The sequence below is a fragment of the Agrobacterium sp. SORGH_AS_0745 genome, from assembly GCF_030818995.1.
GTDB classification, from domain to species: domain Bacteria; phylum Pseudomonadota; class Alphaproteobacteria; order Rhizobiales; family Rhizobiaceae; genus Agrobacterium; species Agrobacterium tumefaciens.
In genome coordinates this window covers 1,606,990-1,625,707 of record NZ_JAUTBI010000003.1, presented here as the reverse complement: position 1 = coordinate 1,625,707, position 18,718 = coordinate 1,606,990, and the positions used below count along the sequence as shown (strand labels likewise).

Sequence of the window (18,718 nt, the reverse complement as noted above, 5' to 3'; positions counted from 1 at the left end):
CAATTACTCGAATGCACGGCACATGGAAACATGAAGCGCGGAGATGACGCGAATTTGAGACATCACGCCGCACCGCCCGGCATCCAGGTGCATCGCTATAGCCCTTCCTGTCACTCGGAAAGGTCCATGACCTTGATTTACGTCAAAGGAGACCAGCTGCCATCGGCATTGCGACAGGCCGCACCGCGAACCCGGGTTTCCTTTTCATCGACAGTCAGCGTGTGGGAATATTGCCGGCAATTCTGGTTGCCCACCTGATAGGGCGCATTGGCAACCACCTGGCCGCTGGCATCGTCGCCGGTCCATGTCACCGGCGTACCGACCGGGGCGGTTTCCAGTGCGCGATATTCGGCCTCGAGCGCTTTGGTGCGGTCACCCTTTTCGAGCTGCAGACCGCTTCGTCCGACAATGCCGCCCTGCATGTTGGCAAGGAACGGCGTTGAAGGTTGTGCCGAACCGCCGAACAGACTGCCACCGGCCGAGCGGGTGCCCGTGGTGGTGCAGGCGCTCAGCATCGATACGCACAGGATCGAGAGAAGTGCCGGGCGTGACACCAGCGAACGCATCGTCACGGAGCGGCAGCCATCATACACGTCAACCAAACCCTGTCCTCTTTTCCTTACCGCACCGCGCGTTATATATCGGCATTGAATTTCTTGCCTTTTTTCTTGCCTCACGCAAGCTCTTTCGAGAGGCCAGGCAAAATCAGATCGGCTTTCAGGCCACCTATCCCGCTGCGCGAGAGGGAAAAGTGGCCATGGTACTCAGACACCACTTCGGAAACGATCGACAATCCGAGGCCGGTGCCCGGACGGCTTTCGTCCAGCCGCCTGCCGCGCTTCATCGCTTCGCTTATCTGCCCGGGCTCCAGCCCCGGCCCGTCATCCTCCACGATCAACTCCACCCATGAGCGCCGGCCCATTTCGGGGTCGGAGGACGGGTGAGTGCCGGTCGCAAGCGTGACGACGACCTTGGTCTGTGCAAAACGCGCGGCATTCTCGAGAAGATTGCCGACGATCTCCTCCAGATCCTGCTGTTCCATGCCCAGCACCGCGCCCGGATGCTCGAAATTCAGCTCGAACTGCTTGTCGGGGTTGAGGCGGCGCATGACGCGCACCAGCCGTTCCAGCGCCGGCTCCGCTTCCACGCGCGCAAGAATCGAGCCGCGCTGGGCGGCAATGCGGGCGCGCGAAAGATAAGACTGCACCTGCGCCTGCATGGCGTCAGCCTGCGCGCGCACCAGATCGCCATGCTGCGGCTCCAGCGTGCGGGCCTCGTTCAGAAGCACGGCAATCGGCGTTTTCAGCGAATGTGCGAGATTGCCGACCTGCATGCGGGCGCGCTCGACGATGCGCCGGTTGCTGTCGATCAGCGCATTGACTTCGTTCGCCAATGGCTGGATTTCGCGCGGGAATTCGCCTTCGAGGCTTTCCGCCTCCCCGCCCCTGATCTTTCCGAGCGCCAGACGGGCCTGATCGAGCGGCCGCAGACTGTAGAGAATCGCAAGACCATTGACGACCAGACTGCCGACACCGAAGACGGCGAGCGCCAGATAAAGGCTGTTGGAGAAATTGCGCACATCGTCTTCAACGACGTTGAGGTTGCCGGAAACGCGGAAACGCGCCGCACGGCCTTCACCATCCAGCACGACTTCCGTTTCCGCCACCCGCACCTTGTTGCCCGCCTCGTCGGTCACGGCATAAAAACGCTCGTATCTGTTATCGAAGGGAGCATCGATAATGCTCGGCACCGGCAAGGACGCGACGCCGAGCGAAGAGGAGACCAGCGGTGCCGTCTGGAAATTGCCGAGCGGCTCCACCACCCAGTACCAGCCGGTATCGGGCTGCGAGAACCGGAGATCGCCGAGCTGCGGGCTGCCGGCCAGCGTATTCTCGTTCGAAATCGTCACGGAATTAATGACGTTATAAAGCTGCGCCCGCAGAAGATCGGTGAAGCTGCGCTCCACGCCCTGCCGGTAGAGCGTCGAGATCACGACGGCAATGACCACCAGCGCCAGCGCCGACCAGGCCGAGGCGAGAAGAAGAACGCGGGCGGTAAGAGAGCTACTTCGCATCTGCCGGCGCTTGCATCCGGTAACCGAGGCCACGGATGGTCTCGATCAGATCAACCCCGAGCTTCTTGCGCAAACGTCCGACAAACACCTCGATCGTGTTGGAATCCCTGTCGAAATCCTGATCGTACATATGTTCGACCAGCTCCGTGCGCGAGACGACCTCGCCCATGTGATGCATGAGATAGGAAAGCAGGCGGAACTCATGCGAGGTGAGCTTCAGCGTCACGCCGTTGACCGTTGCCTTGGAGGATTTGGTATCGAGCTTGACCGGTCCGCAGACGAGTTCTGAGGAAGCGTGGCCAGCGGCGCGGCGGATGAGCGCACGCACGCGGGCAAGAACTTCTTCGACATGGAAGGGCTTGGTCACGTAATCGTCGGCACCGGCATCGATGCCCGCCACCTTGTCGCTCCAGCGGTCACGGGCCGTGAGAATGAGGACCGGCATGGCCTTGCCCGCCGCGCGCCATTTCTCGACGACGGTGATGCCGTCCATCTGCGGCAGGCCGATATCGAGAACGATCGCGTCATAGGGTTCGGTATCGCCTAGATAATGGCCTTCCTCGCCGTCAAATGCCTGATCGACAACATAACCGGCTTCTTTCAGCGCGTCGGTCAGCTGACGATTGAGATTGGCATCGTCCTCAACCACGAGAATACGCATTATCCGCCCTTTCCTTACGTCCCGGCCCGCGCGCGCGTCGCCGGTCATGCTAACTGTGTCGGATTGTTTTCCGATATTTCGGCGATGCGGGCAAGGCTACATCGGCACGCGCATCGTTACCTTGCGCGGGCGCTCGCCATTACCCTGGACGAGAACGGTAACTACACAGGACTGACCGTCACCGGAGGGATAGACCGAAAGAAGCTGGCCACCGGTTTCGCGCACCACGCGGGCAACGGCCGCGCCGCAATCGCTTGCAGCCAGAATGTAATGGCCCTGCAAATCAGCCTCGGGCGCCGTGAAACCGGAAAGCCCGGCTGCAAGCGTCGCGATGATGAGAGGTGATGCCATTGCACAAATCTTCCAAAAAAATCGGCTGCGTCTCGAACCGTATTGTGACCGAATATGTAGCGCAAAGCGTCTGAATGGCAAATGAATGCCGCCCCCGACGCCACGACGCACGGCGGGGACGGTATGGGCGCTAGTGGCGTCAGCGGATGGCACGGGTTGCCGAAAGGCGGCCGTAAAGTGCGACGAGGCCGCCAATTCCGCCCGCAACGGTCACCAGTCCCTCCGCCAGCTCGCCGTGCAGGCCGGCGGGAAGATCAAGACCAGCGACGCTGAAAAGCGGTGCGAAAACCGCAACCAGGGCGCCCCAGATAGTGCGCGATTGATACCATGCCTTGGTACTCTCCATAATCTCGTCCTTTGCGTTGTTTTTCAGGTGGTTGTCAGAGTGGGAGAACGGCGTGCGCCGCCACTCCCAGAGGCACCGCGCGGCCGAGCTGACGGACACGCACGGAAATGTGATCCCGCAAGGTCGGGAAATCTGTGAGTTCGCCCGCTTTGGGGTACAGCCAGAAGGGTTCGGAGACCTCTGCCGTGCGTCGAACGGCCTCGCGATCCAGCACCTCCACGCGGTAACGCTCGAACGGCTCTTCCAGCGGTATCTCGCTCGCGTCCCAGCCATCGGCCTCCATCCGGCCTCGGCGCACCCAGCGCAGCAAAATGCCGTCCCTGCGCCGCTCGGCCGCAAGATGCACCGGCGCGAGCGGCGTTTCAGCCCGCAAGCCACCCTCGAAGACAAAAGGACCGGCGGGGGCGCCCGCCATTCCCGCCGCCTCGGCGATCCAGTTCAGCCGCCGTCCGCGTTCGGTCGCGGCAAGACCGAGCGGCTGCACCGCCGCGTCCAGCACCACAACAGGGGCGCCCACCGGCGCGCCAATGGCCAACGCATCTTCAGTGCCGCCAAGCCCACGCAACAAAGCGGAAAGCCGCCAGCGCGCGGGCGCAATTTCCTCTGCGCGCGCGAAAGCGATGATCTCCCAAACACCGTTTGCGGCCCTCACCGCCATGCGGTTCTCGCCGTTCAGCACCGAAAGCTCCGTGGCCGAGGAAAGCTCGCCGGATGGCAGATCGATCAGGATGGTGTTTTGCCGGTCGAAACGGCCGGAGGGGCCTGATGTCAGCGACATGGCCAACGTGCCGATCATCGCGGGCCGGTCAAGCACGGCGCGCTGCCGGTAGCCTTCCGTGCCGGCGGAGGACGAAACGACGATTGGCCGCCATGGCCGTGCAAAAACGGCAATCTGCGCCGAATTTTCAGACGCTGTGCCGTCATGGCGCGGCAGGTCGAGAAACAGCACCTCCGGGGCAAAACCTTCCGCGCCGTTTGCCCCGCCAACACGACGCTCATCCACAGCGCCCGAAAAAGCAGCGGATGCGGCGGAAAAGGCGCGCGCCTCCACCTGCCGTACAGTACCGTCCTCAATCCGGCTGATCAGAAACCTCCCTGCCGGAGCCTCCGAAAACACATTCTGCGGGAGACGAATGCAATCGCCGGGTTCCAGAGCGATATCTGCGGGCGGCAACGCAAAACGCAGTGTGCGCCGTGCCTGCCTGTTGTCACGCAACAGGGCCTCCGCCGCGGCTTCCGCCTTTTCCGCCGGGAGTGCCGCGCTAAGGTCGAGCCGCATGACGCGGCTGCCGGCATTGTCGATACGGCGCGAACGCACGCTCGCCTGCTCGTAGTCCAGCGCCGGATTGAACGAGGTCAGCACGGCCTCTGCGGCGAAATCGCTGTCATGGCCGCGATTTTCCGACCACAGCGGTTCGTCGTCCAGATCGGCCAGCACGGCAGCGTCACGCACGGGCAGAACCGCCGTATTGCGAGAGCGGAAGCGCAGGGTTCCGCCGTCCTCGGCGACATCCACCTGAAACGCCGTCATCAGCGGCTCCAGGAGGTTGCGGGCCGAGGTCACGTCGCCCTGCACATATCCCGTCAGATCGCCACTGACGGCGGAGACGTCGAAGCCGGAAAATCCATGGTCCGTCAGGATCGCGGCGATGGTATCGGCAAGTGTGGCAGTCCCAAGCCGGCCGTTCAGCCAATGGCCGGTACGCCAGTTGGCCCCATCGCTCCAGGCCGCGCCGTTCTGCGGAAAGGCGGGGAACGGCCGCGCATCCCAGGTCCACATATAGACGCGGTTATGATCCACCATCGCCGCATCCCCCTTCCCCCTCCAATGGTCGAGATGCGCCTCCAGAAACCGTCGCTGCTGGCTGTCGGCGCGGCTTCTGCGGGAAAAATAGGGATAAGCGTTTTCCGCCGATTTCGGATCGGGAAAGACATTCGGGCGCGTCGCACTCTTGTCCACCGCCGGGCAGCCGAGTTCGGTGAACCAGATCGGTTTCGACCCCGGCACCCATGCGGTTGGCGTCAACTTCTCCGCACCGCGCACCCGGTCAAAATGGGTATTCTGCCACCAGCTTCGCAGGTCCTTGTAGCGGAATACCCACGGCTTGCCCTTGAGACCATCAGTGATGGGCGTGCGCCGCCGCGCCGCGCGGTCGGCATGGCTGGCGTAATACCAGTCGAAACCCTCGCCCGCCGTAATGGCACGACGGAAGGCGTTAGCATCGTCCGGGCCGCTCATACCATCAGGATTGCCGTTTGCGGCATCCTCGTCGCGCCAGTCGGAAAGCGGCATATAGTTGTCGATGCCGATGGCATCGATATCAGGGCTTGCCCACAGCGGATCTAGATTGAAGAACACGTCGCCGGAACCGTCCGCCGGCTGATAGCCGGAATATTCGCTCCAGTCCGCGCCATAGGTCAGTTTCGTTGCCGACCCGACAACGGCGCGCACATCCGCCGCCAGCCGCACCAGTTCCTCCACGAAAGGAAAGGCGTCGTTATGGTCGCGCAGGCTTGTCAGCCCGCGCAGCTCCGAGCCGATCAGGAAGGCATCCACCCCACCCGCCTGCGCCACCAGCGCCGCATAATGCAGCACCATGCGGCGATACCCCTCAGTGCGGTTGCAGAAGGTGGAAATCTCCGTGCGCGTGCCTGCACTGCGGTCGGGCGAACCTGCCAGGCCAGGTGCCGGAAAGCAGGTGATGCGTCCGCGCCAGCCATAGGCGTCCTGCTCGCCTTTGCCGTAGGGGTCCGGCAAGCCGTTGCCGGCTGGCACATCCATCATCACGAATGGGTAAAGGCAAACCTTCAGACCACGCGCCTTGAGGTCGGCTATCGCCTGCACAACGCTTTTATCATCCGGCGTGCCACCATAGGCCGGGCCGCCGCCGTGATGGCTGACGAGATGCGCTTGCCCGCGCGAAACACCGGCGACGGACCATGCTGCACTTTCCCTGTCGCGACCCGCCACTTCCACACCCGGCAGAATGCGGCATTCGCCCGCGCGCATGTCGGTGCCGAACCAGCTCACCACCAGCGCCACGCTTTGCAGATTGGGGCACAGCGCCTGCAATTCGTCGATCGCGGCCTGCCAGTCGGTCAAGGCAGTCAGGCAATTGCGGTTCATGATGCGGCTTTCACCCATGCCAGTTCGTTCCGAAACCTGCGCCGTGGCGTAACCGTGTTCCGTCGCACCGGGAATGACGGTGATGGCACGGATGGCTTTTTCCAGCCGGCCGACCGGTCGCACCACCTCGAACTGCATCAGCGGAATGCGGTTGCCATAGCTGTCAAGCGGCAGGCGTTCGAACACCACATAGGCCAACCCGCGAAAGGCGGGTGCATTGCCTGCGGCCTGTTTTGCCTCGATCAGCGGATCCGGTAATTGCGTCTCGCTGCCGGGATAAAAGCGCATCTCGATGGCGCTCAGGTCCAGTTCCCGCCCATCGGCCCAGACACGCCGCACCATGGCCGCCTCGCCCTCGCACAGCCCGACGGCGAGATTGGCGAAGTAGCGAAAGGTCTCGACCTTCGGGCCGCGATTGCCCTTGCCGCCGCGACGCGTCACCTCGACGCTTTCCTCAAAGCGCGTCGCCCAGATCAGCGTACCGCCGATCCTCGCCGTGCCGTAAAGCCGGTTGATGGCCGCGCCTTCGTCCGCACCCGGAATACGCGCTGTGGAAAGCCGGGCGCCGGACACCGTCCGCCCGTTCGAAAGCAGCGCGCGGTCGACGGCATTACCCGCCAGCGCGCCAGCCGCGCGACCGATGATGGCACCCACGGGGCCGAAAACGCCGCCGAGTGCTGCACCCGCCGCCTGAAAGAGAATGGTCGCCATGGTCGCCTCGAAAAATGTCAGGGTTCGGGAAATCGGAAGACGCCGGCAATACGTCGCTTCCAGCCGGGCACCAGCGCCGAGCGCACCACTGCCACCTGTTCATAGGCATGGATGAAATGCTGCGGCCCGGCGAGGATGCCGAGATGTTTCGCCGCTGCATCGGCCCGCCAGCGGAAGAGCAGCAGGTCGCCCGGCATGGCCTCTTCCATATCAGGCACCGCCGAAAAATAACGTTTCGCGGCCTTCAGCAACCGGTCCTCGCCGCCCCGCTCGGCCCAATCTGGTGTGTAGGGCGGCGGCAGTTCCGGTTCCTCGCCGTAAAGCGAGCGCCAGATGCCCCTGACAAGGCCGAGGCAATCGCAGCCAACGCCTTGCAACGACGCCTGATGCCGGTAGGGCGTGCCGATCCAGCCTTGCGCGATCGCCAGCACTTTTTCTGAGGTACTGCTCATGGAAACAGCGCCTTGCCGTCATGGGTCTGGCCGCCGCTGGCGTAGGAATAGGCGAAATCCGCCCCCGGCAGATGCGGAAAGCCACGAAAGTTCAGGTAATTGGCGAATTTCGCCTTGCAGGTCGCAAAACTCTTGTCGCAACCGGCGATGACGGAAAAAACATCACCCGGCTGCGGCGGTTGCTCCGGAGCGAGCCAAAAGGACAGAAGCGTGCCGCCATCGCGTTTCTCGTGGCCGTCGAGATCGAAACCCTGGCCGACAAGTTGGCCGCTCAGAAACCGCAATTTCCCACGGCTGAAGAAACCATCGGCGAAAGCGTCCAGCCCTGTCACCAGCAGGTTGCCCGCCGCGTCCGTGCCCGCAACGCTGCCGGTGCCGGTAAATCGCTTGAGATCGACGCCGCATCGCCGATCACCAAGGGCGGCATCGCAGCGCCGCCCATAGACCCTGCCCTGCGGCTGGGAAAGACGATGGGCGATGCTGCGCAGCTCGGCACGAAACGCTCCGCCCGCGCGTGTCACCTCGCCGATTTCGCGCATGTTCAGCAGCACATGCTGTTCCGGCGCCTGCCAATTGACGAGGTAGAGCGCCACCTGCGCACCATCGAAACGTCCGGCGGCCAGATCGCTTTCGGAAATCGCCTCACTGGAAAAGCCGCCCGTCACTTCGCCCGCACTCGCGCCAAGTCCGGCCTCGCTGTCGCTGTCACTCGCACCAAAGCCGCTTGCGGCCAGATAGGCGGTACCAGCGAAGGAAAGGGTTCCGTCATGGTCGGTAAAACCGATGACCTCGCCGTCCTTCAGCGTCACTTTCCAGCAATGGCAGGTGGTCGTGGCCTCGTCCGCCAGATGTTCGGCCAAAGCGGCAGGAATGGGCTTCATGGCAGGATTTCCATCAATGGAATGGAGGGAATGCGGCCCGCCTCGAAGGCGGTAAGGTTCACGTCGACGCGGTCGATTGCAAATCGCACCGGCACGTCGAATTCGAAACCGGCCCGGATTGCGGCACCGGCAGGCGGCGCCTTACCGGCGCGAAACGTCACCGTACCGGTCGCATGGTCGACCGAAAAATCCGACAAAGCGGCTTTCACTCCATCGACTGAGATGATGACCGAAGCCTCGACCGGCTTCGCCACCCGCCGGGTGAAGGAACCGCCCGCATCGGCATAGGTCTTCACCAGCTGAAAAGCCGTCGTCGTGCCGTCACCGGTGCCGATCTTCTGGTCGCTTGCAGCAGGTGTCTGGCCCGGCGGACATGATTTGAAATCCACCGGGTCGCGAAACCGAAAGCCATGGAGTTCACCGCGCCGCGCCTCGAAAAAGGACAGCACCTCGTAAAGATCGGCAACGGAGCGAATGCCCGATCCTGCGTCATAGGCGCGTCTGGCATTCTTCCAACGCTGGTTGCGGTTCTCCCGCCCATTGGAAAGGTTGACGATATCGGTTCTCCTTACCGGCCCGCCGCTTGCGCCAAGTGCCAGCCTCAGCGGAAACCGCACTTCATGAAATGCCGCCATGTCGTTGTTCCTGGATTCGTTTTTTGGTGGTCTGGGAAAGATGGAAGGATCACGCTCGACACAGAGGTCTTGCGGGGAGGAGGTCCAATCCGTCACAGGCCGCGCTGGCCACGCCCGACGCTGCGCGCCAGCATGGCGGCGATCTGGCCTTCACTTTTTCTGAAGCTCGCCGCATCCGTCGCCGTCACATTGAAAACGATCTGCGCGCCGCCGCCACCCGCCGGTGCGGCAACACCGAGCGCCCCATCCGAACCACGCTTCAGCGGCAGGATCGCCTCGGCACCCGCTTCGCCCATCAGGCCAAGCCCGCCGCCCATCGGGAAGAAGGCCGGGCTTGCGACCACACCGCCATCGGCAAAAGGCGTGATACTGCGTCCCGGCACCCCGCCATCGGCAAAGGCAAACAGCGAACCGCCGCCATTTAAAAGCCCGCCCACGGCATTGCCGATCATGTTCTCAAGCGGCTTCAGCCCGGCGGAAAGCGCAATGCCAGAGAGCCGTTCGCCAAGCCCGCGCAACACTTCATCCAACCCCTTGCCGCCCGTCACCGCGGCCTGCATGGCAGAAGTCAACGCCGCCCCGAACCGCTCGGAACGCCGTTCGAGATCACCCATCACCTCCGAGAGCGCTTCCGCTTCCTCGCGACTGTCCGCAATCGATACTTCGCCTGCCATCACGCTTGCCTTTCTGATTCAAAACGGAGCCGTAGATGTTTGAATTGCCTGGTCGTTTTCACGAAAGATGCACGTCCCCCAAAATAGCAAACCACACTCACCCATCCGGAAACCGCCGCATCATCGCATCCATCGCCGGGCGGTCGAGGGTGTGGAAAGCGGGGCGGATGCCGCCGGTCATGGCAAAGAACTCCTTTGGCGTCAGCCGCCAGAAGGTTTCGGAGGAAAGCCGCAGCAGGTGGAAACCGGTGTGTATTACCGCCTCCCAGGGAAAAGGACGCGGCGTCAGATCGCCCACCTCACCTGCTGCGGCACTCAAGGGTCCGGCGGTGTGCCCCTCGAACCGGCAAAGGTGGCTGTCAGGAGATCGGCGACGATGGCGGCGTGGCCGGCAACGCCGCCTTCCACCGTGGCTGCGGCCACGTCCTCATCGGAAAACACGTTGCCCGCGCCGCGCAGACCTGCGCCGATCACCCGTATCATATCGGTCGCCTTCATACGTCCGGCTGCGAAACGTTCGGCGAGCGCGGTGAGATCATCGGCCTGAAAGGCGGTTTCGAGTTCGGCGAGAGCGCCGAGCGTCAGGCAAAGAACGCGCCTTTCGCCATCGATCAGCGCCTCGATCTCGCCGCGATGGCGGTTCGCCCGCCCGTAACGCAACCCTTGTGGCATCACAGTGCTCCGAAATTAAGGAAACCGGCCGATTCCAGCGCAGTCTCGAATTGCACTTCGCCATCGTGGCGACCGGAATATTCGAGCGCGACGATCTGGAACGGCCCGGTGATCGTGCCAAAGTCAGGAATGACGATCTGCCAGCCCGGAATGGAGCCGGCGAAAAATGCGCCACGCACCAGTGCATCGCTTGCCTGATCCTTGAAGATGCCCGACGCCGTCAGCGATGCCCGCTGCACGCCGGCGCCGGCCAGAAGCTCGCGCCAGCGCCCGGCGCTTTCGCCGTCGGTAATATCAACCGCCTGCGCGTTGAAGGCCAGACGCTTGGTTCTGAGCCCCGCCACGGTTACATAGGAGCCGGCGTTGTTGAACTTCAGCAGCAGGTCCTTGCCCTTCTGCGCCACCATGGTGGTCTCCCTCTCGTTTCGATTGATGTCGTCTCGTTTGATGTTGCCGGGTCGCAACTGGCCTGCTACCAAAAGCATTCCCGCATCTCGCACCCGCGATTTTCATCATGTCTGATGCCACCCCCTTCACGTCTCGCGCGCGCCTTATCGGCGTGCTTGCGGTTGGGCAGGTCGTCAGCTGGGGCACCGGTTTCGACATGCTGGCCATACTGGGGCCACGCATTGGACAGGAACTGGCCATCGCAAACGAGGTCGTTTTTGCCGGTCTCACCGTCATGATGACGATCAGCGCCCTCTGCGGCCCGCTTCTCGGAAGAACGCTGGTGCGCCGTGGTGCCGCCCCTGTTCTTGTGGCGGGTTCGTTGCTCTTCACGGCGGGTTTTATCGTGCTCGCCTTTGCGGGCGGCGTGATCAGCTACGTCCTCGGCTGGATCGTGATGGGTCTGGCCGCGACCTGCGGCCTGACGACGGCGGCCCATACGGCTGTGGTGGAACGTGTCGGCGCGGAAAGTGGCCGGTCGCTGACGCTTCTGATGGTGTTTACCGGGCTTTCGGCAGCGGTTTTCCTGCCCGTCACCACCGTCGCAGATCAGTACCTGGGCTGGCGCGGCACCCTTTTGGTATATGCCTGTCTGCAGATATTCGTGCTTCTGCCACTCTATGTTTTTGTCCTTCCCGGACGAAGGACGAGCAATACTCCAGGCACGTCGAAAGGCGCTGCGGTCTCGACATCGCCTGTCGATACGCGGCGCGCCTTTCTGCTTCTGGCGGCAATGACGACGCTTAGCGCCTTCACAGCCTTTGGCTTTTCGCCGCTCCTGCCTCTGCTGCTGGTCCATGCCGGCGCATCGCAATCGCTCGCCGTGCAACTGGCAGCCGTGCGCAGCGTGCTTGCGATCATGGCGCGCGGGTTGGATTTTCTGCTTGGAAAACACGGCAATCCTTTCGTCACCTGCATGATCGGCTTAGGTATGCTGCTCGCATCCTTCGTGCTGTTGCTCGTTTTTGCCCCGGCCATGCCCGCTTTCATCGGTTTCATCATTTTCTTCGGCTTTGGCGCGGGCGTGCTCACCGTCAGTCGCGCGGTGTTGCCGCTCGCGGTATTTTCACCGGAACAATATGGCCTTCAGGCCGCGCGTATCTCCCTGCCGCAGAACCTTGCCATTGCCGTGGCGCCCGTCATTTTCACGCTGGCGTTGGATCGCGGCGGGGTGGCGGCCATGCTCACCATCGCCGCCGTGCTGATCAGCATTTCGTTTCTGCTGCTGATCGTGCTCTGGCGCACCGTGCGCAAACAGAATTCCTGAACCGACCCTATTCCGTTACCGCCCTGAAACGCATTTCTGCGAGGAAGTTCCGTGTCTTCGGATCCCGCCGCGAACGGCTGGAGAGAAGCTGCAGATTGACGAGCGAGATACCGACAAGTGGAAAGGTGGCATCGTCGAGCAGGGTTTTCACCCGCCCGGCAATCTCACCCGCGCACCTGCGGCCATTGGCATCGCTCCAGATGTCCAGCGACAGAAAATGTTCTTCGGCCTTTTCCGTCGCCGTCGAGTAATCGCGGCTTTCAAGTTCGCCGATAACGATCAGGGGCAGGATGGCGCGCGGCAAAAGCCGGTCGACGATACCGCCGGGGATGAGCGCCATCAGAGCAGCGTCGCCGGAAAGTTTTGCGAAAATCGCCTGTAGAAGCACATTTGCGGCACTCACGGGCTTTCCTCCTCACAGCGGCAGACGATGAAACGGCGGGTCTCGTCCGGATCCATCACGGCCCGGATCGCCAGAATGCGCCGTCCCTTGCGAAAGCGCATTCCGGCGGCAATGTCGCTGCGCCAGACCAGCCAGACGCGGTGGGTGATTGTTACGCCCTCAGCCGAGGCCCGCTCATGCGAGGCATTCGAAACAGGTTCGATAGCCGCCCAGAGCGAACGCAGGAAACTCCAGCTTTCCGCGGCCCCACCCTGCCCGTCCGGTACCTCACTGCGCACCTCCAGCTCCAACCGCGCCGTAAGCTTGCCGGGGTCGAGAAAAACGAGGTTCATGGCTCAGAGCCCCACACGGCAGAACGGCGACACCAGCCGCTCGTAACCGGCCGGAACCGCTGCGGGTTGATTTTCCAGAGCAACGGCACCGCGGAAGGCGAACATCTGGGCCACATGCATCAGCATGGCGCGTTTCAGCGTATCGGGCACATCGGTTCCCGCCTCACCGTAACCGGCAATGAAGTCGATCTCGATGCCGTTCATCACCCGTCCGGGGGCTGGCGGGTCGCGCAGCCACAGCCGCGCCGGGCGCGCCTCGCCGTCAAGCAATCTGTCGGCGGCTGTGATGTCGGCCGCGCGCCCTTGACCGTCAAAAACCAGAATCGTTTCGATGGTTTGCACCGGTCCCTTACCAATCAGAATCATGCCACTCGGCGGCCACCGGTAGAGATAGAGCCGCCAGGTCTGGCGTATCAGGCAAAGTCCCGTCGTACGTTCCAGATGCTCGCGGGCGGTACGGATCAGCGCAGCCAGCAGCGCATCCTCGTCGCCGCCGTCGAGACGCAAATGCGCCTTCACCTCGGCAAGCGTCAGCGGCTCCGCCTGCGGCGGATGAATGAGGGCATAGGTCATGGGGTCTCCGGATATGGGACAGAAAGAATTCCGGCCGAAAGCGTTTGGCGAAAATGTAGCATCCGCACGCCGTCACCCCCGACTTGGTCCGGGGTGACGGGGAAGATTGCGGTCAATTCACCCCGAACTTCACCAGCTTGATCGCCTCGAAGTTCTGCACGCCGCCGCCCACGCGCTTGGTGGTGTAGAACAGCACATAGGGTTTTGCCGAATAGGGATCGCGCAGGATGCGCACGCCGGTGCGGTCCACCACGAGGTAACCGGCGCGGAAATCACCGAAAGCGATGGCGAAGCTGTTTGCCGCGACATTCGGCATGTCTTCGGCCTCCATCACGGGAAAGCCCATCAGCGAGGCGGGCTGCCCGGCGGCAGCGGGCGGATGCCAGAGATAGGCGCCGCTGGTATCCTTGAAGCGGCGCAGCGCGCCTTGCGTCTTGCGGTTCATCACGAAGTTGCCGTTCTGGCGGTGGCCTGCCTTCAGTCCATAGACGGCATCCAGCAGCACATCCATTGGCCCCGCGGAGGCGAAGCCACCCGCAACACCGGTGGCGACATAACCGATATTGCCCCAGCTCCAGCTGTCATTGGCGACGGCCGTATAGGAGAGGAAACCCTTCGGTTTGTTGGTACCGTCGCCGGCGATGAACGCCGCTGCCTCCTGTTCTGCAAAGGCAATGTCCACTTCCGAGGCGATCCAGGCCTCGATATCCACGGCCGCATCATCCAGCAACCCCTGGGTTGCGGCAGGCATGGCGTAGAGTTCCATAGTCGGGAAGGAAAGTTCGGAGAGCTTCGGTGTTGTCGTCTCGGGGCGAGCCGCAGTTTCAGAAACCCAGCCGGTGGCAAATCCGCCTGGCGAAAACGGCTTCTTCAGCACGGCAGTGGAAACCTGCCGCACGGTCGCAAGCGACCGGATCGGTGAAATCGCCGTCATGCGGCGGCCGATCTCGCCATCCGTTTCGGTGGGCAGCAGATAACCGCCATCGGCGCCTGTCGATCCGGCAAAGGCCTTGGCCTCCAGATCGCGCAGCGCGCCCTCCTCACCCCGGCGGATATAGGCTTCGAAGGCGGCCTTGTGCTCATCCGTATCGAGGGAATGCGCCTGCTTGCGGCCGAGCGCCGGGCGCGCTTTCTTGAGCGCCAGATCATCCATGATCTTGCGGTTGTCATCGAGCGCCTTGTCGATGCGGTCGAGCTTGTCGCGGGTCACGACGTCGGACCCCATCTTGCGTTCGATATCGGAAAGCCGCTGGTCGTTGGTGTCGCGGAAGGCCTCGAAGGCCTCCATGAACTCGTCGAAGGCCGCCGTCATCGTATCGGGCACGGCCTTCACCTGCGGCGCGACCGTCATTGCGGCCGGTTTGGTCATCTGGTCTGTCATGTCGCCATCCTTGTTTTCGGAAGTGTTTGGGAGGAAGTCAGCGTTTGAAGGCTGTGTCGAAAAGCGAACGCGCCGCGCGGCGCATGGTGCGCACCAGCTCGGTTTCGCGGTCGCGGAAGAAGCGGGCGTGTTTGACATCCGATACCCGCGCGGACGGCAGCATCGGAAAGGTCACCACAGAGATTTCCCAGAGATCGGCCTCCAGAATGCGCCTGACGCCAGAGCGTGCCGCCTTGCCGGAGCGCCCCTCCTTGCTGGCACGTACCGTGCGAAAACCGATCGAAAGCCCGTCCAGCGCGCCTGTCTTCATCAGCGAATGGACCTCTCGCGAGCGGGCGACGCCGGGGGCGAGAACACCTTCCACGTAAAGCCCGCGCTCATCCTCGCGGATGGTGCGCCATGCGCCGATCGGCTCGGCCGGATCGTGCTGGTAGAGCATCCGGATACCGCCCGCACCGCGTTCCTCGATGGAGCGGCGGAAAGCGCCGTGCTCGATCACGTCGCGGCCGAGATCGACCTCGCCGAAGACGCTGGCATAACCGGAAAACGTGCCGTCGCCAGCTATGCCGCGCAGTTCCAGATTGGCGAATTTGCGCGTGGCGGGGCGCGGCCCGCGATAGACGTGCATGGGAAACTCCTGCGATGTGAAAAGGGGGTGCCGCGTGGAGGCTAAGCGCGCGGACGGGCGTTGTAACGGTCGGCCACGCGCACCAGCAGGCCAAGCCCCCACCAGGCCACCATGCTGGCAGCGGCGGAGCCCGCCACCATGATTTCCCGGCCTGAGAGCGCGCCGGCAATCTCGAGTTGCTGCACGATCCACAGGCCCACGGGGCCGCCGAAGATCATGCCGCAGGAGACGCCGGTCACGAAACGGCTCGCCGCCTCGCGTTTGCTTTTCGGCAGGAGGTAGACGAGCGACACACCCGCGCCTGCGACGGCACCGGTGATGCGGGCGGCCCAGATGCCGCCTTCATTGGCGAATTCAGACATGGGTAATCATTCCGGTTTAGGATGTGAAAAATCGGACAGACGCGTCGCGTCGCCCGCAGGTCGGGTGTGCAGTTTCAAAACGCCATTTCGCGAGTCTTCAGAATCGCTTGAACGGCGAACCTCACAAAACGATTCCGCTGGTTCAGAAATTGGTCGAAGACGCAGCCCGGTGGCTCAAGCACGGTGGCTAATACCCCACCGCCTCCCGCTTTTCCTCGTCGGTCAGAAACGACGCTGCGCCGATCCTTGTCCACAGGGCGTCCCGCTCACCGGCAAGACCGGCGATCCTGTCGAGATCCGGTTCCAGCCGCAGCCCGGAGCCGAAAATCGGCGACAGCCAGCCGCAGAGCCGTGCCGCCGTGCGGTTGACGAGCGGCAGCACGGTGAGACGATAAAACGCGCGGTTTGCCTCCTGGTAATTGGCATAGGTATTGTCGCCGGGAATGCCGATCAGCATCGGCGGTACGCCGAGTGCAAGCGCTATGTCGCGTGCGGCACCGTTGCGTGCTTCCAGAAAATCCATATCGCGCGGCGAAAGCCCCATGGCCTTCCAGTCGAGACCGCCTTCCAGAAGAAGCGGCCTGCCTGCATTCATCGCGCCCTGATAACCTTCCTCCAGCTCGCGCTTCAGCCGCTCATATTGCTCGGTGGAGAGATTGCCACCCTCTTTCGGCTGATAGACCAGTGCACCGGAAGGGCGAGCGGAATTGTCGAGCAGACGTTTGTTCCACTGGCTTGCGGCATTGTGGAGATCGAGAGCCGCGCCCGCCGAAGCAAGGGGAGCGAACCCGGCCCGATCGTCCAGTGGATGAAAAAGCTTCAGGTGCAGCAGCCCCAGCCCGTCTCGTTCAGCAGCAATGCGCCTGATGGCGCGGCCCTCGGCACGATAATCGTAACCCACGGGCCAGCCATCCTCGCCTTCGATGATGCTCACCCTGTCCGGCCGCAGAAGATGCAGCTCGCGCAGTCGTTCGCCGACCACTAGCGGCTCGATATAGGCGTTGCCAGCCAACATCAGATGGCCATACAGCGTCTCGAAAAAGTCCGGCCCGCCCATATGCGCGCTGGGCTTGCCTAGAAGTGCGAGCAGCGGATGATCGCCGATCTCCTCATCGCCATCGTAAAGCAGCCAGCTCACTGATGCGGAGGCTTCTGCCACCATGCGGGCGGCGCGGTGCGCTACCGGGTTTTTCATGAAGCCCTCGCGGGCGAGCGCGGCATAGGAGCGGCCGGACCAGAATGCCTGCCCACCCTGCGCCGCAACCGCCATGAAGCCGCCCGCCGCTGTCTTGCGTTCAGGCACGGCTCTGCCATCCGCCGGGCGCCGCCACGGCAGGGAAAACGGAAATCGCATGGAATTGTCCTTGTTTTAATGCGGGCTCAGTTTCCCGCCAGGCACTCATCCCTGTGCTCGTCACAGGGATTCAGCCAGCCCAAGTCTTTGGACTGAAAGCACTCTTTCGCCGCGCAGACGCGCGTCGGCTGGATTCCTGTGACAAGCACAGAAATGAGGGTGGAGGGCCCGAGTCTTGACGAAACTTACCGGATTGGCGCTTTCACTGCCGTATCGCTGTTGAAATCAGCGGCAACCCGCGTCTCGCGCAGCGGCTTCACCGTACGCGTCGAAAGATCATAAGCGGGGTCGGCTTTGTAGGCCGCGAGCGCCGCCTCGTTTTCGAACTCGCCATAGACGATGAAATCGACCGAATTGCCCCATTGGTCCTTCTTCACATTCTCGCCGATTTCCAGCTTCAGCGAATGCGGTATGGCGGTGAGGCCGGAGAGCCCCTTGCGCACGGCGTCGCGGTTTTCCTCGGGAACGGTGAAAAAAACGATATGGCGGATCACGGTGTCACCTGTCATGCAAAATTCGAATATGGCCCTTGCGGCGCTTGCTAACGGGTTATCATCTGGCCCGCGCCGGTTCAATCCGCGCCGCCAAAAGGGCGCGATGAAATGCCCGGCCGTAGTCCCCGACAAGCCGCGCCCGGTCGCGGCCATTGATGATGGCGCGCGCACCCTCCCAATCCTCACGCTTACCCTCGAAGACATCGGCAAGCTTCCGGCCGGTAAAGCTGCCGGCTACCATGCCGTGGATCAGGATCGCGGTTGCCACATCCGGTTCCATGGCGCGCTCGGGACGCTCCAGAAGGTCCACACCGGTCAGCTGCGACATGGCCTCGTAATTGCGGCGATGCGTCAGTTGCACGAAACCGCGCCCGAGCCAGCTTTTGCCGTCGGCGTCTGGCCGCCAATAGGGTTTGCGCACCATGGGCAGCCTGCCTGCCGCAAAGGCCCGGTCCAGCCTTGCGATCGCCTCGGCATCGTTTGCCGCCAATGTCTCGCGCACCGGCTGCATGGTCGCAGCCGTCTCGTGAAAAGTAGTGGCCAGCATGTAGGCGAGCCAGCGGGGATCACCGCCCGGCAGGGCCTTACCGAAGCCGGCCAGGATCGTCTTCGTCCCGTCAAGCTGTGCAGCTCGCAGGCGACCATCGTAGATGGAAATTCGCACCGACGCGAAGAATCGCGCCTCGTCATAGGCCACAGCCGGCTCCTGAAAATCGGGGGCGATATCACCCTTTGTTTTTTCCACATGACGGCCGTCAGAACTAAATCGATTTGAAAAAATCCTAATCGATTTTAATCCGCTGACCGGGGTTTTGAGGTAAAAAATTCCTTGAGTTGCGGAACCTTAGCGCGCTAACTCCATTCACCGCGCACTTCCGCAGCGTTGACCATTC

23 protein-coding genes are annotated in these 18,718 nt (G+C 62.8%); 1 reads left to right on the top strand and 22 read right to left on the bottom strand.

Annotated features, from left to right (window positions below):
• Positions 1–137: 137 nt before the first annotated feature.
• The 13 genes from QE432_RS17685 to QE432_RS17625 all read right to left on the bottom strand — a co-directional run bounded on the left by QE432_RS17685 (position 138) and on the right by QE432_RS17625 (position 10,991).
• Positions 138–566, bottom strand: coding sequence for a membrane protein (locus QE432_RS17685; protein WP_025592860.1), 429 nt, complete (start codon positions 564–566; stop codon positions 138–140).
• A gap of 107 nt (positions 567–673) precedes the next feature.
• The gene (locus QE432_RS17680) at positions 674–2,074 is read right to left on the bottom strand and encodes a sensor histidine kinase (RefSeq protein ID WP_003512137.1); all 1,401 of its coding nucleotides are present in this window, start codon (positions 2,072–2,074) and stop codon (positions 674–676) included.
• On the bottom strand, positions 2,064–2,735 hold the full coding sequence (locus QE432_RS17675) for a response regulator transcription factor (RefSeq protein WP_003512135.1): 672 nt from the start codon (positions 2,733–2,735) through the stop codon (positions 2,064–2,066). The genes QE432_RS17680 and QE432_RS17675 overlap by 11 nt, the downstream gene beginning before the upstream one ends.
• 96 nt (positions 2,736–2,831) lie before the next feature.
• A complete protein-coding gene (locus QE432_RS17670) occupies positions 2,832–3,086 on the bottom strand; it encodes a hypothetical protein (protein WP_003497070.1) in 255 nt (84 codons plus the stop codon).
• Positions 3,087–3,225: 139 nt separating this feature from the next.
• Complete coding sequence (locus tag QE432_RS17665) at positions 3,226–3,432, bottom strand: hypothetical protein (protein ID WP_003512133.1); 207 nt, start codon at positions 3,430–3,432, stop codon at positions 3,226–3,228.
• 34 nt (positions 3,433–3,466) lie between these two features.
• The gene (locus QE432_RS17660; protein ID WP_306625127.1) at positions 3,467–7,270 is read right to left on the bottom strand and encodes a baseplate multidomain protein megatron; all 3,804 of its coding nucleotides are present in this window, start codon (positions 7,268–7,270) and stop codon (positions 3,467–3,469) included.
• A 17-nt stretch (positions 7,271–7,287) separates the two neighbouring features.
• The gene (locus QE432_RS17655; RefSeq protein WP_111789357.1) at positions 7,288–7,722 is read right to left on the bottom strand and encodes a C40 family peptidase; all 435 of its coding nucleotides are present in this window, start codon (positions 7,720–7,722) and stop codon (positions 7,288–7,290) included.
• Positions 7,719–8,603: a DUF2163 domain-containing protein gene (locus tag QE432_RS17650; RefSeq protein ID WP_111789358.1), complete on the bottom strand. Its 885-nt coding sequence runs from the start codon at positions 8,601–8,603 to the stop codon at positions 7,719–7,721. The genes QE432_RS17655 and QE432_RS17650 overlap by 4 nt, the downstream gene beginning before the upstream one ends.
• Positions 8,600–9,238, bottom strand: coding sequence for a TIGR02217 family protein (locus QE432_RS17645; protein WP_111789359.1), 639 nt, complete (start codon positions 9,236–9,238; stop codon positions 8,600–8,602). Before QE432_RS17645 ends, QE432_RS17650 begins: the two co-directional genes overlap by 4 nt.
• A gap of 92 nt (positions 9,239–9,330) precedes the next feature.
• The gene (locus QE432_RS17640; RefSeq protein WP_065658129.1) at positions 9,331–9,912 is read right to left on the bottom strand and encodes a phage tail tape measure protein; all 582 of its coding nucleotides are present in this window, start codon (positions 9,910–9,912) and stop codon (positions 9,331–9,333) included.
• Between the two features lie 97 nt (positions 9,913–10,009).
• Positions 10,010–10,231, bottom strand: coding sequence for a rcc01693 family protein (locus QE432_RS17635; RefSeq protein WP_174042351.1), 222 nt, complete (start codon positions 10,229–10,231; stop codon positions 10,010–10,012).
• On the bottom strand, positions 10,228–10,584 hold the full coding sequence (locus QE432_RS17630) for a gene transfer agent family protein (protein ID WP_111783216.1): 357 nt from the start codon (positions 10,582–10,584) through the stop codon (positions 10,228–10,230). The genes QE432_RS17635 and QE432_RS17630 overlap by 4 nt, the downstream gene beginning before the upstream one ends.
• Entirely contained in the window at positions 10,584–10,991 is a 408-nt protein-coding gene (locus QE432_RS17625) for a phage major tail protein, TP901-1 family (RefSeq protein WP_003512111.1), read from the bottom strand. The genes QE432_RS17630 and QE432_RS17625 overlap by 1 nt, the downstream gene beginning before the upstream one ends.
• Positions 10,992–11,098: 107 nt before the next feature.
• Here QE432_RS17625 and QE432_RS17620 point away from each other — a divergent pair, with 107 nt between their 5' ends.
• On the top strand, positions 11,099–12,298 hold the full coding sequence (locus QE432_RS17620) for an MFS transporter (RefSeq protein ID WP_306625123.1): 1,200 nt from the start codon (positions 11,099–11,101) through the stop codon (positions 12,296–12,298).
• 7 nt (positions 12,299–12,305) lie between these two features.
• On the opposite strand, the gene QE432_RS17615 is transcribed toward QE432_RS17620, so the two are convergent.
• The 9 genes from QE432_RS17615 to QE432_RS17575 all read right to left on the bottom strand — a co-directional run bounded on the left by QE432_RS17615 (position 12,306) and on the right by QE432_RS17575 (position 18,522).
• Positions 12,306–12,701, bottom strand: a complete 396-nt coding sequence (locus tag QE432_RS17615; protein ID WP_111783217.1) for a DUF3168 domain-containing protein — start codon at positions 12,699–12,701, stop codon at positions 12,306–12,308.
• Positions 12,698–13,033, bottom strand: coding sequence for a phage head closure protein (locus QE432_RS17610; protein ID WP_065658132.1), 336 nt, complete (start codon positions 13,031–13,033; stop codon positions 12,698–12,700). The genes QE432_RS17615 and QE432_RS17610 overlap by 4 nt, the downstream gene beginning before the upstream one ends.
• A 3-nt stretch (positions 13,034–13,036) precedes the next feature.
• Positions 13,037–13,606, bottom strand: a complete 570-nt coding sequence (locus QE432_RS17605; RefSeq protein WP_111789361.1) for a head-tail connector protein — start codon at positions 13,604–13,606, stop codon at positions 13,037–13,039.
• A gap of 112 nt (positions 13,607–13,718) precedes the next feature.
• Complete coding sequence (locus tag QE432_RS17600; protein WP_041694343.1) at positions 13,719–14,987, bottom strand: phage major capsid protein; 1,269 nt, start codon at positions 14,985–14,987, stop codon at positions 13,719–13,721.
• 37 nt (positions 14,988–15,024) lie between these two features.
• Complete coding sequence (locus QE432_RS17595) at positions 15,025–15,615, bottom strand: HK97 family phage prohead protease (RefSeq protein WP_065658134.1); 591 nt, start codon at positions 15,613–15,615, stop codon at positions 15,025–15,027.
• A 41-nt stretch (positions 15,616–15,656) separates the two neighbouring features.
• The gene (locus QE432_RS17590; RefSeq protein WP_003512100.1) at positions 15,657–15,977 is read right to left on the bottom strand and encodes a DUF6107 family protein; all 321 of its coding nucleotides are present in this window, start codon (positions 15,975–15,977) and stop codon (positions 15,657–15,659) included.
• A 187-nt stretch (positions 15,978–16,164) separates the two neighbouring features.
• Complete coding sequence (locus tag QE432_RS17585) at positions 16,165–17,331, bottom strand: phage portal protein (RefSeq protein WP_306625119.1); 1,167 nt, start codon at positions 17,329–17,331, stop codon at positions 16,165–16,167.
• Positions 17,332–17,516: 185 nt separating this feature from the next.
• Positions 17,517–17,840: a Dabb family protein gene (locus QE432_RS17580; RefSeq protein WP_003512096.1), complete on the bottom strand. Its 324-nt coding sequence runs from the start codon at positions 17,838–17,840 to the stop codon at positions 17,517–17,519.
• A gap of 43 nt (positions 17,841–17,883) precedes the next feature.
• Positions 17,884–18,522 (bottom strand): hypothetical protein, encoded by a 639-nt coding sequence (locus QE432_RS17575; RefSeq protein ID WP_111789466.1) that lies wholly within the window; start codon positions 18,520–18,522, stop codon positions 17,884–17,886.
• Positions 18,523–18,718: the final 196 nt, after the last annotated feature.

Coding starts and splice junctions, on each gene's coding strand:
- QE432_RS17675 (WP_003512135.1), bottom strand. CDS start 2,735: ATGCGTATTCTCGTGGTTGAGGACGATGCCAATCTCAATCGTCAGCTG.
- QE432_RS17585 (WP_306625119.1), bottom strand. CDS start 17,331: ATGCGATTTCCGTTTTCCCTGCCGTGGCGGCGCCCGGCGGATGGCAGA.
- QE432_RS17685 (WP_025592860.1), bottom strand. CDS start 566: ATGCGTTCGCTGGTGTCACGCCCGGCACTTCTCTCGATCCTGTGCGTA.
- QE432_RS17580 (WP_003512096.1), bottom strand. CDS start 17,840: ATGACAGGTGACACCGTGATCCGCCATATCGTTTTTTTCACCGTTCCC.
- QE432_RS17620 (WP_306625123.1), top strand. CDS start 11,099: ATGTCTGATGCCACCCCCTTCACGTCTCGCGCGCGCCTTATCGGCGTG.
- QE432_RS17640 (WP_065658129.1), bottom strand. CDS start 9,912: ATGGCAGGCGAAGTATCGATTGCGGACAGTCGCGAGGAAGCGGAAGCG.
- QE432_RS17655 (WP_111789357.1), bottom strand. CDS start 7,722: ATGAGCAGTACCTCAGAAAAAGTGCTGGCGATCGCGCAAGGCTGGATC.
- QE432_RS17605 (WP_111789361.1), bottom strand. CDS start 13,606: ATGACCTATGCCCTCATTCATCCGCCGCAGGCGGAGCCGCTGACGCTT.
- QE432_RS17630 (WP_111783216.1), bottom strand. CDS start 10,584: ATGCCACAAGGGTTGCGTTACGGGCGGGCGAACCGCCATCGCGGCGAG.
- QE432_RS17650 (WP_111789358.1), bottom strand. CDS start 8,603: ATGAAGCCCATTCCTGCCGCTTTGGCCGAACATCTGGCGGACGAGGCC.
- QE432_RS17645 (WP_111789359.1), bottom strand. CDS start 9,238: ATGGCGGCATTTCATGAAGTGCGGTTTCCGCTGAGGCTGGCACTTGGC.
- QE432_RS17660 (WP_306625127.1), bottom strand. CDS start 7,270: ATGGCGACCATTCTCTTTCAGGCGGCGGGTGCAGCACTCGGCGGCGTT.
- QE432_RS17670 (WP_003497070.1), bottom strand. CDS start 3,086: ATGGCATCACCTCTCATCATCGCGACGCTTGCAGCCGGGCTTTCCGGT.
- QE432_RS17595 (WP_065658134.1), bottom strand. CDS start 15,615: ATGCACGTCTATCGCGGGCCGCGCCCCGCCACGCGCAAATTCGCCAAT.
- QE432_RS17600 (WP_041694343.1), bottom strand. CDS start 14,987: ATGACAGACCAGATGACCAAACCGGCCGCAATGACGGTCGCGCCGCAG.
- QE432_RS17625 (WP_003512111.1), bottom strand. CDS start 10,991: ATGGTGGCGCAGAAGGGCAAGGACCTGCTGCTGAAGTTCAACAACGCC.
- QE432_RS17680 (WP_003512137.1), bottom strand. CDS start 2,074: ATGCGAAGTAGCTCTCTTACCGCCCGCGTTCTTCTTCTCGCCTCGGCC.
- QE432_RS17590 (WP_003512100.1), bottom strand. CDS start 15,977: ATGTCTGAATTCGCCAATGAAGGCGGCATCTGGGCCGCCCGCATCACC.
- QE432_RS17665 (WP_003512133.1), bottom strand. CDS start 3,432: ATGGAGAGTACCAAGGCATGGTATCAATCGCGCACTATCTGGGGCGCC.
- QE432_RS17610 (WP_065658132.1), bottom strand. CDS start 13,033: ATGAACCTCGTTTTTCTCGACCCCGGCAAGCTTACGGCGCGGTTGGAG.